This window comes from Glycomyces sp. MUSA5-2, from assembly GCF_037034145.1.
Taxonomy (GTDB): domain Bacteria; phylum Actinomycetota; class Actinomycetes; order Mycobacteriales; family Micromonosporaceae; genus Glycomyces; species Glycomyces artemisiae.
The window spans coordinates 1-13,666 of sequence record NZ_JBAGKG010000016.1 but is presented as its reverse complement, the minus strand read 5'-3'; the positions used below and the strand labels follow the sequence as shown (position 1 = coordinate 13,666).

General features: G+C 71.0%; 15 protein-coding genes, 1 tRNA gene and 1 pseudogene. 10 read left to right on the top strand and 7 right to left on the bottom strand.

The features are described from left to right. Positions 1-123: 123 nt before the first annotated feature. Complete coding sequence (locus tag WA640_RS27900) at positions 124-1,515, top strand: aldehyde dehydrogenase family protein (protein WP_335992144.1); 1,392 nt, start codon at positions 124-126, stop codon at positions 1,513-1,515. Here WA640_RS27900 and WA640_RS27895 read toward each other — a convergent pair. Beyond that, a complete protein-coding gene (locus WA640_RS27895) occupies positions 1,484-1,978 on the bottom strand; it encodes a MarR family winged helix-turn-helix transcriptional regulator (protein WP_335992142.1) in 495 nt (164 codons plus the stop codon). The two genes, WA640_RS27900 and WA640_RS27895, sit on opposite strands and share 32 nt — an antisense overlap. A gap of 95 nt (positions 1,979-2,073) precedes the next feature. Between WA640_RS27895 and WA640_RS27890 the strand changes: the two genes are divergently transcribed. The 6 genes from WA640_RS27890 (at position 2,074) to WA640_RS27865 (ending at position 6,843) form a co-directional block, all read left to right on the top strand. Further along, positions 2,074-2,505, top strand: a complete 432-nt coding sequence (locus tag WA640_RS27890; protein ID WP_335992141.1) for a nuclear transport factor 2 family protein — start codon at positions 2,074-2,076, stop codon at positions 2,503-2,505. Between the two features lie 54 nt (positions 2,506-2,559). Continuing rightward, positions 2,560-2,994: a nuclear transport factor 2 family protein gene (locus tag WA640_RS27885; protein ID WP_335992140.1), complete on the top strand. Its 435-nt coding sequence runs from the start codon at positions 2,560-2,562 to the stop codon at positions 2,992-2,994. A gap of 12 nt (positions 2,995-3,006) precedes the next feature. Beyond that, the gene (locus WA640_RS27880; protein ID WP_335992139.1) at positions 3,007-3,912 is read left to right on the top strand and encodes a haloalkane dehalogenase; all 906 of its coding nucleotides are present in this window, start codon (positions 3,007-3,009) and stop codon (positions 3,910-3,912) included. A gap of 326 nt (positions 3,913-4,238) precedes the next feature. Then, complete coding sequence (locus tag WA640_RS27875; RefSeq protein WP_335992137.1) at positions 4,239-5,423, top strand: sulfotransferase family protein; 1,185 nt, start codon at positions 4,239-4,241, stop codon at positions 5,421-5,423. Between the two features lie 79 nt (positions 5,424-5,502). Further along, complete coding sequence (locus tag WA640_RS27870) at positions 5,503-6,357, top strand: SDR family NAD(P)-dependent oxidoreductase (RefSeq protein ID WP_335992136.1); 855 nt, start codon at positions 5,503-5,505, stop codon at positions 6,355-6,357. A gap of 9 nt (positions 6,358-6,366) precedes the next feature. Next, positions 6,367-6,843 (top strand): MerR family transcriptional regulator, encoded by a 477-nt coding sequence (locus WA640_RS27865; protein WP_335992135.1) that lies wholly within the window; start codon positions 6,367-6,369, stop codon positions 6,841-6,843. Between the two features lies 1 nt (position 6,844). Here WA640_RS27865 and WA640_RS27860 read toward each other — a convergent pair whose 3' ends face one another. Then, complete coding sequence (locus WA640_RS27860; RefSeq protein WP_335992134.1) at positions 6,845-7,420, bottom strand: hypothetical protein; 576 nt, start codon at positions 7,418-7,420, stop codon at positions 6,845-6,847. Between the two features lie 212 nt (positions 7,421-7,632). On the opposite strand from WA640_RS27860, the gene WA640_RS27855 reads away from it, so the two are divergent. Further along, complete coding sequence (locus tag WA640_RS27855; RefSeq protein ID WP_335992133.1) at positions 7,633-8,043, top strand: hypothetical protein; 411 nt, start codon at positions 7,633-7,635, stop codon at positions 8,041-8,043. Positions 8,044-8,111: 68 nt separating this feature from the next. Here the strand turns inward: WA640_RS27855 and WA640_RS27850 are convergent. The 4 genes from WA640_RS27850 to WA640_RS27835 all read right to left on the bottom strand — a co-directional run bounded on the left by WA640_RS27850 (position 8,112) and on the right by WA640_RS27835 (position 11,424). Next, positions 8,112-8,175, bottom strand: a tRNA-Ser gene (locus WA640_RS27850). Between the two features lie 461 nt (positions 8,176-8,636). Continuing rightward, entirely contained in the window at positions 8,637-9,611 is a 975-nt protein-coding gene (locus WA640_RS27845) for an NmrA family NAD(P)-binding protein (RefSeq protein WP_335992132.1), read from the bottom strand. A 114-nt stretch (positions 9,612-9,725) separates the two neighbouring features. Then, complete coding sequence (locus WA640_RS27840) at positions 9,726-10,427, bottom strand: SDR family oxidoreductase (RefSeq protein WP_335992130.1); 702 nt, start codon at positions 10,425-10,427, stop codon at positions 9,726-9,728. Positions 10,428-10,536: 109 nt separating this feature from the next. Next, positions 10,537-11,424: an alpha/beta fold hydrolase gene (locus WA640_RS27835; RefSeq protein ID WP_335992129.1), complete on the bottom strand. Its 888-nt coding sequence runs from the start codon at positions 11,422-11,424 to the stop codon at positions 10,537-10,539. A gap of 134 nt (positions 11,425-11,558) precedes the next feature. Here WA640_RS27835 and WA640_RS27830 point away from each other — a divergent pair, with 134 nt between their 5' ends. Together WA640_RS27830 and WA640_RS27825 are read left to right on the top strand one after the other, a co-directional pair. Continuing rightward, the gene (locus WA640_RS27830) at positions 11,559-12,128 is read left to right on the top strand and encodes a TetR/AcrR family transcriptional regulator (protein WP_335992127.1); all 570 of its coding nucleotides are present in this window, start codon (positions 11,559-11,561) and stop codon (positions 12,126-12,128) included. Positions 12,129-12,185: 57 nt separating this feature from the next. Next, a complete protein-coding gene (locus WA640_RS27825) occupies positions 12,186-13,397 on the top strand; it encodes an ROK family transcriptional regulator (protein ID WP_335992126.1) in 1,212 nt (403 codons plus the stop codon). 89 nt (positions 13,398-13,486) lie between these two features. Here WA640_RS27825 and WA640_RS27820 read toward each other — a convergent pair. Next, positions 13,487-13,666, bottom strand: a pseudogene (locus WA640_RS27820) (cellulose-binding protein); the annotation flags it as partial.

The following is a 13,666-nucleotide window of genomic DNA, read 5'->3' as shown; positions in this document are numbered from 1 at the left end:
CAATGTTCCCGGTACCGCGGCGCGGCCATGCGCCATGACACACCTGTACTGTCCCTTGTGGCCCGTGCGAGGCGGCGCGGGCGCACGGCGCCGCGGGAGGGCCGGAGTCGCTAGAGTCGTCCCATGGCGAGCGAGTTCACACCTGAGTCCCCCTCGGACACCGTCTCGCGCCTGCGGGCGCACTTCGACACCGGCCGCACCAAACCCGTCCCGTGGCGCCTTGAGCAGCTCAAGGGCCTCGACCGGATGCTCCGCGAGGCCGGGGAGGAGCTCGCCGACGCGCTCCGCGCCGACCTGGGGAAGGCCGCCCCCGAGTCGTTCCTCGCCGAGATCGACTTCGTGTCCGCCGAGGTGCGGGCCCTGCGCAAGCACCTGCGGTCCTGGCTGCGGCCCAAGCGGGTCTACACGCCGCCGCACCTCCAGCCCGCGAAGGCGTACGTGCTGCGCGAGCCGCTCGGCGTGGTCACCGTCATCGGGCCGTTCAACTACCCCGTGCAGCTCCTCCTCGCGCCCCTCGCGGGGGCGCTGGCCTGCGGGAACGCCGTGGTCGTGAAGCCCTCCGAGTCGGCGGCGGCGACGGCGTCGGTCCTGGGGCGGCTCATCGGCGAGTACCTGGACCCCGAGGCCGTCGCGGTCGTGCAGGGCGGGGCCGCCGAGACCGCGGCGCTGCTCGCGGAGCGGGTCGACCACATCTTCTTCACCGGGTCGCCGCGCGTGGGCCGGATCGTCGCGAAGGCCGCGGCCGAGCACCTGACGCCGGTGACGCTCGAACTCGGCGGGAAGTCCCCCGCGATCGTGGAGCCGGGCGCGGACCTGGCGACCGCGGCGCGGCGCATCGCCTGGGGCAAGTTCATGAACGCCGGGCAGACGTGCATCGCCCCCGACTACGTGCTCGCCGTCGGCGGCACCGGCCCCGAGCTGGAGAAGCACCTCGCCGAGGCGGTGCGGGAGATGTACGGGCACGCGCCCGCCGACAGCCCCGACTACGGGCGGATCATCGACGAGCGCGCGTTCGACCGCCTGGAGCGGTTCCTCGGCGAGGGCCGCCTGGTCGTCGGCGGCGGGCGCAACCGCGCCGACCGGTACATCGCGCCCACGGTCCTCGCCGACGTCTCCCCCGAGGACGCCGTCATGGGCGAGGAGGTGTTCGGGCCGGTCCTGCCGGTGCTCGCCGTCGAGACCCTGGACGATGCCATCGCGTACGTCAACGCCGGGGAGAAGCCCCTGGCGCTGTACGCGTTCACCGCCTCCGACGCGACCCGCCGCAAGCTCCTGACGCGCACGTCGTCGGGCGCGGTCGGGTTCAACATCCCCATGGCGCACATCGACGTCCCGGGCCTGCCGTTCGGCGGCGTCGGGAACTCCGGGCTCGGCGCCTACCACGGGCGGCACTCGATCGAGGTGTTCTCCCACGCGAAGTCGGTGCTGGACAAGCCGCTCGCGCCCGACACGATGCGGGTCGTGTACCCGCCGTTCACGGCCCTCAAGGAGCAGGTGATGCGCCGCCTCCGCTAGCGAGGTGGGCGTTGACGCGCCCGAGGAGCGAGAACAGCTGCGCGCGTTCGGCTTCGCTGAGCGGGGCCATGACGCGGTCGTTGACGTCGTCGAGGACCGCCTCGATCTCGGCGAGCCGCGCGCGGCCCCGGTCGGTGATGGTGATCGTGTTGCGGCGCTTGTCGGCCGGGTCGGGGGCGCGGACGATCCAGCCGCCCTCGGCGAGCTCGTTGAGGACGGCCACCAGGTCGGAGCGGTAGATCCGGGCGCGGTCGGCGATCTCCGACTGGCTGGCGGGCCCGCTCTCGGCGAGGACGGCGAGGACCACGAAGTGGGCCTTGTGCGCGCCGAGCGGTGCGAGCGCCTCCGAGGCGACGCGGCTCGCCTGCGCGCTCGTCATGCCCAGGAGGCGCGAGAGCTGGCGCCGCAGCCGTCCCGGAGTGCCGTCGCCGCGGTCGAACCGCAGATCATCGCTGGTGTCCATGGGAAGAGCCTACCCCGCTTGCGTTAGTCCCACTAACGATGTAGATTCGTTAGCGACATAAACGTTTGCTTCACTAACGAATCAGGGGGCCGCTCATGAGCGACACCGACACCCTCGTCCGCGACCTCGCCGACCGCGCCGCGATCACCGAGCTCCTCGCCCGCCAGAGCCGCTGGCTCGACGAGCGCGACGCCGCCGCCACCGCCGCGGTCTTCACCGACGACGCGGTCGCCCGCACCCCGGGCGGCGAGGTCCGCGGCGCCGCGGCCGTCGCCGAGCACGCCTTCGCCCGGCACGCCGGGTACGAGCGGACCGTGCACGCCATGCACGGCATCGTGATCGACCTCGCCGGGGACGAAGCGGTCGTCGACTGCGGCGTCAAGGCCGTGTTCGCCACCGGGGAGGCCGTCCAGTTCATTGACGCGCGCTACCGCTTCGACGCCCGCCGCACCCCCGCGGGCTGGCGCCTCGCGAGCATCGCCGTCACGCCCCTGACGCGCACCGCCGACATCGCCCGGACCCTCTGAGGCCCTTGCTTTTTCACCAACACCATTAGTCGTACTAACGAATCAGGAGACCCCATGTCCACCGAAGCCACCCTCCGCCGCCTCGCCGACCGGGCCGAGCTCGAAGACCTCGTCGCCCGCCACAGCGTGTGGGTCGACGAGGGCCGCTGGGACGAGACCGACCGGATCTTCACCGGCGACGTCGTCATCACCTCCCCGCGCGGCGGCGAACTGCGCGGCATCGACGCGGTCGTCGAGCACGTGCGCCGCAGCCAGGGCACCTTCGCCCGCACCCTCCACAACAAGGCGAACCTCGTCATCGACCTCGACGGCGACACCGCCGACGTGCGCGCCCACGACATCGGGGTCTTCGCCATCGACGACACGACCGCGCAGGTCGCGGCCGGGATCGCCCGCTACCGCGCCGTGCGCACCCCCGCGGGCTGGCGGTTCGCCGGCCTCGCACTCGAAGCGGTCGCCCTGACCGCCGCCATCGACCGAGCACTCTGAAAGGCCGACACCATGAAGACCATCGACCTCCTCGACTCCCGCATCGCCTACACCGAAGCGGGCGAAGGCGACACGACCGTCGTCCTCCTGCACGGCAACCCGACCTCCTCGCACATCTGGCGGCACGTCGTGCCGCGCCTGGCCGACCGCGCCCGCGTCATCGCGCCGGACCTCATCGGCATGGGCGCCTCGGGGAAGCCCGCGATCGCCTACGACTACGCCGACCACGCCGCGTACCTGGAGGCGTTCCTCGACGCCGTCGGCGCGGACCGGCCGGTGCTCGTCGGCTACGACTGGGGCGGCTCGCTCGCCCTCGACTGGGCCGCAAGGCATCCCGACCGGGTGCGCGGCGTCTCGGTGATGGAGACGTTCCTGCGGCCGATGACCTGGGCCGAGTACCCGGCCGGGGCCGTGGAGTTCTTCCGCACGCTGCGGACGCCCGGCGCGGGCGAGCGAATGGCCCTGGAGGAGAACTGGTTCATCGAGACCGCGCTGCGCGCCACCAACGGCGGCATCTCGGACGCGGACCTCGCGGTCTACCGCGAGCCGTACCCCGACCCGGACTCGCGCCGCCCGCTCCTGGCCTGGCCCAGGCAGATCCCGCTCGCCGAGGCCGAGGGGGAGCCGTTCGCACCCGCGGCGGTGGCCGCGCGCTTCGACGCGTACGGGGCGTGGCTCGCGTCCTCCCCGGAGGTCCCGAAGCAGCTGCTGACGGCGAGCCCTTACGGGCTCGGCTCGCCCGCGATGATCGAGTGGGCGCGGGAACACGCTGCGGCCCTGGAGATCCGGAGCATCGGCGAGACGGTCGGGCACCACGCGCCGGAGGACGCCCCGGAGGCGATCGCCGACGCGGTGGGGGACCTGCTCGACCGGGTCGCCGAACGGACCCGCGACGGGGCCGCGGCCCCCGCGGCGTGACGCCGCGCCCGCCCGCCGGGGGCCCGGGCAGTAAAACAGGCCCTGACCGGCGCGGACGCCGGTCAGGGCCCATACCCCTCGAAGACAAGTCTGCGCTCAGGCTATCACCCGCCTTGCGCGCGCTATCGTTGGGGAGACGTGTTCGATGTCCTACGCCCCCAAGGGAAACGGCTCCACAGCGGAACACCGTGAGTCTAATGGGGACTTCCAGTCCGACGGGGGTGTTTCGGTTGCGGCGCCCGGGTATGTACACGACAGGGGCGCATCGGTAATATTGCACCGATTGGGAGTGACAATCCATTCCTTTTAAGACGCAAGGACGCCCCATGCGACGAATGGTGCTGAACGCCGCTCTCGGCCGGTCCGCCCGGGTCCGCCGCGACCCCGCCGAGACGCTCGCGCTGTGGCGCAAGTGCATCCGCGAGACCGTCGCCTCCGCGGACACCGAACCCGACCTGCGCGACTGGGAGTTCATCGAGGACCTCGGCTTCCTCCTCCAATGCTTCGCCGCCGTACCGGAACTCACCCCCCTGGGCTGGACCCTCCAGCTCCGCGGCGCCGTCCACCGGCTGGAGAACCGCCTGCGCGTCAAGTGGATCCACGCCCAGAACCCCCTGGTCGGGGCCGCGCCGGTCGAGCGGCCGATCTTCATCGTGGGCCTGCCCCGCGCCGCCACCGGCCTCGCCCACCGCGTCCTCGCCGCCGCCCCCGGCCACCGCGCCCCGCACCTGTGGGAGATGCAGCGCACCGGCCTCCCCCGCGACGACGCCGCCCGCGGCCGCACCGCCACCGAACGCCAGGTCGCGGCCCTGCGCCGCCTCGCCCCCGACTACGACGCCGTCCGCCCCCTGCGGGCCGACCGGCCCGAGGAGCACACCGCCGTCCTGTGGCGCACCTACGCGCCCCTCGCCGCCGCGCCCCTTCCCGAGTACCGGACCTGGCTCGACCAGCAGGACGCCACCGGCAACTACGAGTACCTCAAACAGGTCCTCCAGGTCCTCCAGTACGGCGCGCCGCCGCGGCGCTGGATCCTGCGGTTCCCCGGCGACGTCGCCCACCTCGACGTCATCCGGCACGTGTTCCCCGACGCGGTGTTCGTCTGGATGCACCGCGACCCGGTGGCGGCCGTGCCGTCGTTCTGCTCCGCCGTCGAACGGCTCACCGCTCTGCACTGCAAGGAGTTCGACCCCTTGGCGATCGGCCGGACCTGGCTGCCGGTCCTCGCCGAGTCGATCGAACGCGGACGCAAACTCCGGCGCTCACTCCCCGACGACGCGGTCGCCGACGTGAACTACCACCGCTTCACCGGCTACCCCCACGAGTTCGCACCGCGCCTGTTCGAACGCATCGGCGCCCCGTGGACCGTCTCGGACCGCAACGGCCTCAACGCGATCCTCGACGAGCACCGCCCCGGCCACGAGTACGCGATGGACCGCTACGGCTTCGCCAAACCCGACGTCGAAGCGGCCTTCGGCGACTACCGGGAGCAGGTCGCGGCGCTGCGCGGGTAGGCGGCACCCCACCGCCGGGCCGTGACTCGCCCCACAGCGGTTTGCGTTCGAGCGCGCTCGAAGCCATAGCGTTCCGGGCATGACACAGCAGACCTGGATCATCACCGGCGCCGCCCGCGGGCTCGGCCGCTCCATCACCGCCGCCGCACTCGACGCGGGCGCGAACGTCGTCGCCGCCGTGCGCCGCCCCAAAGCGCTCGCCGATCTCGCCGAGGCCTACGCCGACCGCCTCCTCGCCGTCCCCTACGACGTCACCGACACCGCCGCCGCGCCCGGCCTCGTCCAGGCCGCCCTCGACCGGTTCGGCCGCGTCGACGTCCTCGTCAACAACGCGGGCCGCGCCGTCGTCGGCGCCGTCGAGGAGGTCGACGACGCGCAGCTGCGCGACCTCATGGACCTCCACCTCTTCGGCCCCGCCGCGCTCGTGCGTGCCGCGCTCCCGGCCATGCGCGCGCAGCGGTCGGGCACGATCGTGCAGATGAGCAGCCAGGGCGGGCGCATCTCCTTCCCCGGCGTCGCGGCCTACTCCGCGTCCAAGTTCGCCCTCGAAGGCTGGTCCGAATCCCTCGCCGGGGAGGTCGCCCCGTTCGGCGTCCGCGTCATGATCGTCGAGCCCAGCCGCTTCCGCACCGGCTTCCACGGCTCCCTCGAATTCACCGACGCCGCCGACGCCTACGGCGACGCGCTCGCCGCCGTCCGCGCCGACATGGCGGGCGTCGACGGCCGCCAGGAAGGCGACCCCGACCGGGCCGCCCGCATCATCGTCGACCTCGCGACCGGCGACGACGTCCCCCTGCGCCTCCCGCTCGGCGCCGAGGCCGTCACCCGCCTCTACGCGGCCTGCCAGCGCGACCTCGACTCGATCGAGCGCCTCGCCGACCTCGCCCGCTCGGCCGACTTCGAGGGCGTGGCGCCTTCGGTCCGGCCGGTCTAGGTTTGGCCCATGGCCACCGACGAACTGCTGACGAGGGCGCTCGAATCCCTCGGCGACGACGGCCCGGTCTCGGTCGAGGCGATCCGCAGCCTCGCCGACCCGGCCGCCGTCCCCGAGTCGATGACGATCGCCGAGGCCGCCGACCTCCTCGACGTCTCGGCCCACACGCTCCGCTACTACGAGCGCGCGGGCCTCGTCGAGGTCTCCCGCGACAGCCTCGGCCACCGCGTCTACGACGCCGCGGCCGTCCGCCGCCTCGTGTTCCTCACCCGCATGCGCCTGTCGGGCATGCCGATGCGCGACCTCCAGCACTACATCGCGCTCGTCGACGAAGGCGCGGGCACCGTCCCGGAGCGCCTCGACATGCTCGTCGAGCACCGCGACACGATCCGCCGCCGCATCCGGGAGCTCACGCTCTCCCTCGCCGCCACCGAGTTCAAGATCGCCACGTACGGCGGCGACGCGGGCCCCGACGCGATCGACTGAATCAGGCGCGGTTCCTGCGCCGCAGCCACCACAGCACCTGGAGTGCCGCCCCGAGCGCGGGCAGCCCCAGGAACGCCCACGCGAACAGCTCGTCCTTCGTCACCCAGTCGATCCCCGGGTAGTACGACGTGTCCGACGACAGCACCCGCAGCCCGACCCCGATGACGACGCACGCCAGCGCGGCCGCCCCGTAGGCGATCCTCCGGCCCGGCAGCGGCACCGCGGCGGCGACGAACACCGCCGCCGCACCGAAGTCGATGAACATGAACGCGAGCGGCGCCGGCCCCTCCCTGGCGATCATGAACGCCAGCACCGTGAGGTACAGCGCCACGGCCCCGGTCAGCAGCGCCCCGGCTTCGGCGACGTACGTCCCCGCCCGCGGCCGCGGCATCCGCCACGCGGTCCACAGCAGCCATGGCGCCGGGATCGCCAGCAGCACGATGAGCACCGCAATCATCTCCCCGCTCAGAAAAAGCCAGCCGACCAGCGCCAGCAACCAGGCGACCGGGGCCGCAACCCAGCCCGCAACGGACTTCGCCGTCCCGGACCGGTCGACAGTGTTCGAAGTAGTGGTCATGCAGCCAGTCTCGCAACCTTGCGCAATCGCTCCATCACTGAAATCGGACACGAATTGGAGGCTCCCCACAACAATCCCGCCCCCGCCGCCCCCGAATGCCCCGGTTTTTTCTAGGTTCCCGCCAAACGATTCCGACCCGCCGGGGCCGGGGCGGTGAAGCGCACGATGGTCCAGTCGAGGCCGGATCGAGAACGCGGAATAGATTGGACGCCATGGGTTCATGGGGAGTGAAGGCGCTTGAGAGCGACGAGGGCCTGGAGGTCCTCGACTTGGTCGAAGGGCTCACCCGCGACCGCGAGCAGGTCACGGCCGACGATCTGGTGGCCGCCGCCCAAGAGTCAGGCCTCCTCGGCGACGATCCCGCCGTCGACGAGTACCTCTACGACATGACCGCCCTGGCGCTCGCCGAAATCCTCACCGGCGACACCGCGCACCTCGCAGACCCCGACTTCGCCGGAACGACCTTCGTCGCGACCCCCGCGGGCACCGCGACCCTGATCGAATGGCTCTCCCAACTGCAAGACGGCGATCCGGAACGCGAGTTCCGAGAACTGCGAATGCACTCCCCTGAGCACGCCGACCACGTCACCGCAACTCTGAACGCCCTGACCGGCGCCCGATAGCGATGAGAAGAAACCCCGCCTCTCAGCATTGACGCTGGTAGACGGGGAGAAACACCTGGAAACAAGTGTGGCCAGGGCCGGGGTCGAACCGGCGACCTTCCGCTTCTCGGACGGACGCCCACTCTCATCGCCCAGAAACTCGCCGACCTGCGAATTCACTCGAAGTCCGAGATCGCCTCGCCCTCAACAGCCACGAGTTCGAATCCCTCTACTTCCACCATTCTAAGCCACACCACCTCTGACCAGGTGAAACAAGTTCGGATTCCTGGGAAGATCAGGCAATACCCGACATTACGTTCGGACGCGGCCATCGAATCGATGGCCGCTTCTGCGTTGCTCGTTCCTATGGTTGCCGGTCGAGCGCCGTGAGGTCGTCCTTCTGGACCGAACCCGTCCGCGCCTTCCGTGACCCTATTCCCACCCGTCCGCGGCTCTCGCGCGAAGTGCACGTCAGGATGAGCGGCGGGTCGATCGGGAATGTGGGGCCTGGGTTGCGAGGTCGACATCGAGGACCGAGATGTCCGCGAAGAACATCGGGCTGACGCCAGTCCCCGGGCGCGGCGCCGTAGCCGCTGGTGGACTGCATGCACGGGTCAGGCGCGCTGCAACCCCTGGACGCGCGGATGGTGCTCAAGCGCCCACTGGACGGTCTTCGGTTCGCGTCCGAGCAGGGTGGCGAGTTCGTCGGTGATGCTGCCGTAGCCGCCGTTGCCGATGATCCGGGTCAGGGTCTTCAGGTGCTCGGCGGTATGCGGGTATGCGCCAAGGGCGGGGTCGATGTAGCGCTCATTCCAGGTCTCGATCTCGACCGGAACGTAGGTGATCGGGCGTCCGAGCACGGCGCTGAAGTCCTGGGCGATCGCGTGCATGTCCTTGTACTCGGGTCCGGTGAGCGCGTAGGACTTTCCGATGTGGGGCGCCGGGTCGGCGAGGATCTTCGCGCACAGCTCGGCCACGTCGTATCCGGCGACGGGGGCGAGCTTGTGGTCCCCGAAGGGCAGGCGGAGCTCACCGTCGGCGAGCGATCCCATAGCCACCCAGGTGAGGATCGGGTTCTCGACGAAGAAGGCCGCGCGGATGTTGACCACCGGGAGGCCGGACCACTCCAGCACCTGCTCGGCCACCCAGTGGGCCCGCTGCTGCGGCGACCAGTCCGCGACGGCCCCGCCCAAGCGTGCCCGCCGCTGTTCGACCGGTGCGGTCATGTTCGCGAAGGTCATGAACGACTGCTCGTACTCGGAGATGTTGACGAACGCCTCGATGTCCCCTTGAGCGCGCGCGGCCGCGGCCATGAGGCCGACAGCGTCGGTGTAGTACGGCGAGAGGCTCATGGAGAAGTAGAGGCGGCGGACGCCTTGGAGCGCGTTCGTCACGTCGGCGATGTTGAGCAGGTCGCCGATGACGACTTCGGCTCCGGCGTCGCGGAGCGACTGCGCGCGTTCGTCGTCACTGCGCACGAAGGCCCGCACGGTGCGGCCTTCGGCGAGCAGCATGTCGACCATCGTCCGGCTCACGCCGCCGATCGCGCCGGCGGCACCGGTGATGAGGATGGGGTTGCTGTCCGTCATTGACGTGTACCTCTATCTGTTCGAGTTGCGGTTCGGTGCAGGTCGGTCGATATCGCGGCGTCAGGACTCGACGCCGTCCGGAAAGGGGGATCTCCCTGGTTCGGGTGCCGGGCGCTACTGCTGCAGCTGGGCGTAGAGGGCGTCCAGGTCGCCGGAGATCTGGGACTTGACCCAGCGGGTGAGGTCGTCGGCGAGCACCTCGCTCGCGTCGGCCTCGATGCCGTCGAGCGCGGCCGCGGCGACGTCGCGGGGGTCGGCCTTGGCCGCTTCGACGCCTGCGGTCATGTCGGTGTCCACGTAGCCGACGTGGAGCCCGGTCACGCCGATGCCGCGCGGCGCGAGGGCCAGGCGCAGTGAGTTTGACTGGGACCACAGGGCGGACTTGGAGGCGCTGTAGGAGGTGCCGTCGGCGAGCCAGGACAGTGCTGAGTGGACGTTGAGGATGCGGCCGCCGCTGTTGCGCTCGATGATCGGGGCGAAGGCGCGGGTGACCAGGAGCGGCCCGAAGAAGTTGATCTCCAGGTCCCGGCGGATGTCGTCGATTGAGGCGTCGAGGTACGAGGCGCCGCTCATGGCGCCCGCGTTGTTGATGACGATGGTGACGTCCTGCGCATGTGCGGCGGCGGTCGCGACGGACGCCGGGTCGGTGACTTCGAGGGCCAGCGCGACCGCGCCCGGGTGCGTGATCGTGCGCGGGTCGCGGGCCGTGGCGTAGACCTTGGCGGCGCCGCGGGCGACGAGTTCCTCCACCAGTGCCTTGCCGATACCCCGGCTGCCGCCGGTGACGAGGACGTTGGCGCCCTTGATTGCGGTCATGACTGCCTCCTTTTTCGTGGCTCCCACAGAAGGAAACCGATCGGTTTCATCAAAGGTAAACCGATCGGTTTTGTCTTCAAAGTGTTTGTGTCGCACGCAACTCTCGCGCTCAGCTCGTAGGCGCAGCTCCGCTGCTGGCGCCCAGGACGCGGGCAAGTACGTCGGGCCGCTCGAGGGCGATGAAGTGGCCGGCCCCGGCGACCTGCGTGAACTCGGCGTCGGGCAGCAGCGCCCGGTTCGCCTCGCGGTCCGAGGGCCGGGACCAGTCATGCTCGCCGTAGACGAGGTGGATCGGGGCTTTGACCTCGGTATAGCGGGACCGGGCGGCGATGAGACTCGGCAGGTTCCGGTACACGCCCCGGGCGACGACCGGGTAGCCCGGTCGGGCGCCGACGTGCAGCAGCTCGTCCACATAGTCCTCGCGCAGCGCGGCCTTGTCGCCGAGCCCGCCGCGCAGGATGGCTCGCAGGGCCGGTTTGGGCTCGACTCCGGCGATCACCGGGCCGATCCCGGGCGCAAGGACGCCGCCGACCACGGCGCGCGCGAGGAGGCTGGACCGGGCGATGCCGCCGCGGAAATCGTAGGCGTTCACCGCCACGACCCGCCTGACGCGCTCGGGCAGATCGGCGGCGGCGGTCAGGGCGAGTGTGGCGCCCATCGACTCGCCGACCAGCGTGACGTCCTTGAGGTCGAGTTCAGTGAGGAGCCGTTCAACACCGGCCCGCATCGCGGGTTCCTCGTACGAGGCGTCCGGGACGATCTCGGAGTAGCCCATGCCCGGCAGGTCGAGCGCGTACACGGTGTACCGGTCCGCGACCAGCGGGATGAGGTGGCGGAAGTGCTCGGCCTGCGTGCGCACCGTGTGCAGCAGGACCAAGGGCGCGCCGCGCCCGGCCTTGAGATAGCGCAGCGTTCCCTCGCGGGTGCGGCCTCCCCTGGCCGGGATGGTGTGACTGGTGGTTCCCGGAATCTGGATCGCGGGTGCTTCGATGGACATCGGGCTGCTCCTAGCTGGTTTCGAAAGCGAGAAAACCGACCGGTTTCCATCCATCGTAAACCGATCTGTTTCCAAGTGCAAGGATTTGAAACCGATCGGTTTACGATTTCTCGAAATCGCGCTAACCTGGCACGATGACCACGGACCTCAAGCCCAGCCCCCGCGAGCGCCTCCTCGACGCCGCGGCCGCGCTCACCTATCGCGAAGGCGTCAATATCGGCATCGACGCGCTGTGCAAGGCCGCGGGTGTGTCGAAGCGCTCCATGTACCAGCTGTTCTCGAGCAAGGACGAGCTTTTGGCCGCGAGCCTCGAGCGGCGCTCCTCCTCCTACGTTGCCGGGCTCCTGCCCACTGCGGACGCCGACATCGGCCCCCGCGAGCAGATCACGCACGTCTTCGACCAGGTCGCGTCCCAGTCGACCGCACCCGAGTTCCGCGGCTGCCCCTACCTCTCCGCCGAGATCGAACTCAAGAACCCCGACCACCCCGCGAGCCGCGTGGCGCGAGAGGTCAAAGGGAACCTGACCGCCTACTTCCGCGCCGCAGCCGAACAGGGCGGGGCAAGCGACCCGGACCTCCTCGCCCGGCAGCTCACGCTGGTCTTCGACGGCGCCAGCGCCCGCGCCGGGATCGGTGCCGAACACCTCGACGGCCTACTCGCCCCCACCGTCGCCGCACTGCTCGACGCAGCGGACCTGCGCTGAGCCCTCGCAGGCTCCAGTAGGGTTGCCGCTCAGAGGACATCACGTCAGGAGGTCGCGGTGCGCGCATTCGGCTCGGACACCCGCCTGCCGACGGTCGCGATGGTCCTCGACCTCCTGAGGGAGCGCACGCAGGTCAGCCGGATCGAGTTGGCCCAGGCCACCGGCCTCACCCGGGCCACCATGACCAACGCCGTGCGGAAACTCATCGACCTCGGATTCGTGCACGAAGTGGGCACCGCGCGGTCCCAGCGCGGCACGCCCCGCCGTCTCCTCGAACTCCAGCCCGACGCCTGCCACATGGTCGGGCTCCAGTTCGACCGGTTCCGCGGTGTCGCAGTCATCGTCGACCTCGCGGGCGGCATCGTCGCGCGGCGCGAGCTGCCGGTGCTCGGCGAGCGCGGCCCGGACGAGGTCGTCCCCGAGCTGGCCGCGGCCGTGTGTGAGATGATCGGCGCTTCCGCGCTCGCGCGAGAGGCCATCCGGGGCATCGGGATCGCGACGTACGGTCCGCAGGACCGGGACGCGGGCGTCCTGCTGACACCGCAGCCCACGCCCGAATGGCAGGGGTACCCGCTCGCGTCGGCGGTGGCGGAGGCGACCGGTCTGCCGGTGGCGATCGAGAACGACGCCACCGCCGCCGGCATCGGCGCGCAGCACCTTGGGGCCGCGCCGTCGAACTTTGCCGTCGTCTACATGTCCGGGGGCATCGGGGGCGGCCTGATCATCGACGGCCACCCGTACCGCGGCGCGACCTCCAACGGGCTGGAACTCGGCCACATCTCCGTCGATCCGGCAGGCGCGGCCTGCGGCTGCGGCAACCGCGGCTGCCTGGACAATGTGGCGAGTCCCGTGGCGGTCGCCCACTTGGCGAGCCGCACCCCGCTGGCCGCGCGGCTCGGCCTCGGCACGGACCCGCTGGAGGCGTTCGGCCTGGTCGGCCGCGCCGCCGCCGACGGCGATGCCGAAGCCGCCGAGCTGATAGACGCGTCGGTCCTGAACCTCACGGCCGCCGCGGTGACACTGGTGAACCTCCTGGACGTCGGCAGCGTCGTGCTCGCGGGGAGCGCATTCACCGAGTTCGGCGACCGCTACCGGGACGCCGTCCAGGACGCGCTCGACCGGTCGGTGTTCATGCGCCACGTGCACAGCGTGAACGTCGAACTCGCGGGCGACCTCGCGCACGCCGCGGCCGTCGGAGCCGCGATGGTGGTCCTGCGCAACCTGCTCGAGGAGCCGGGCCTCGGCGACCGGCCAGCACCGAAGCGCTGACCGGCCGCCCGCGTTCAGGGCGGGTCGCCCCTATTGTGGCCGCAGCCGCTGTCGCCGGACTCGCCGAAGAACGTCGGCACTTCGTCGGGTCACAGGTAGGGGCTCTGGGTGAGCAGGTGGCTCCGGTAGCCTTCGCCGACGCCGGGCTCGGGAGTGCCGGACCAGTCCTTGATGAGGACCGCGCCGCTGGTGCAGCCCCACGGGTTCCAGGTCCACGCCAGGTAGCCCATGCCGTTCGCGTCGGCCCAGTCCACCAGGGTCTGCATGTG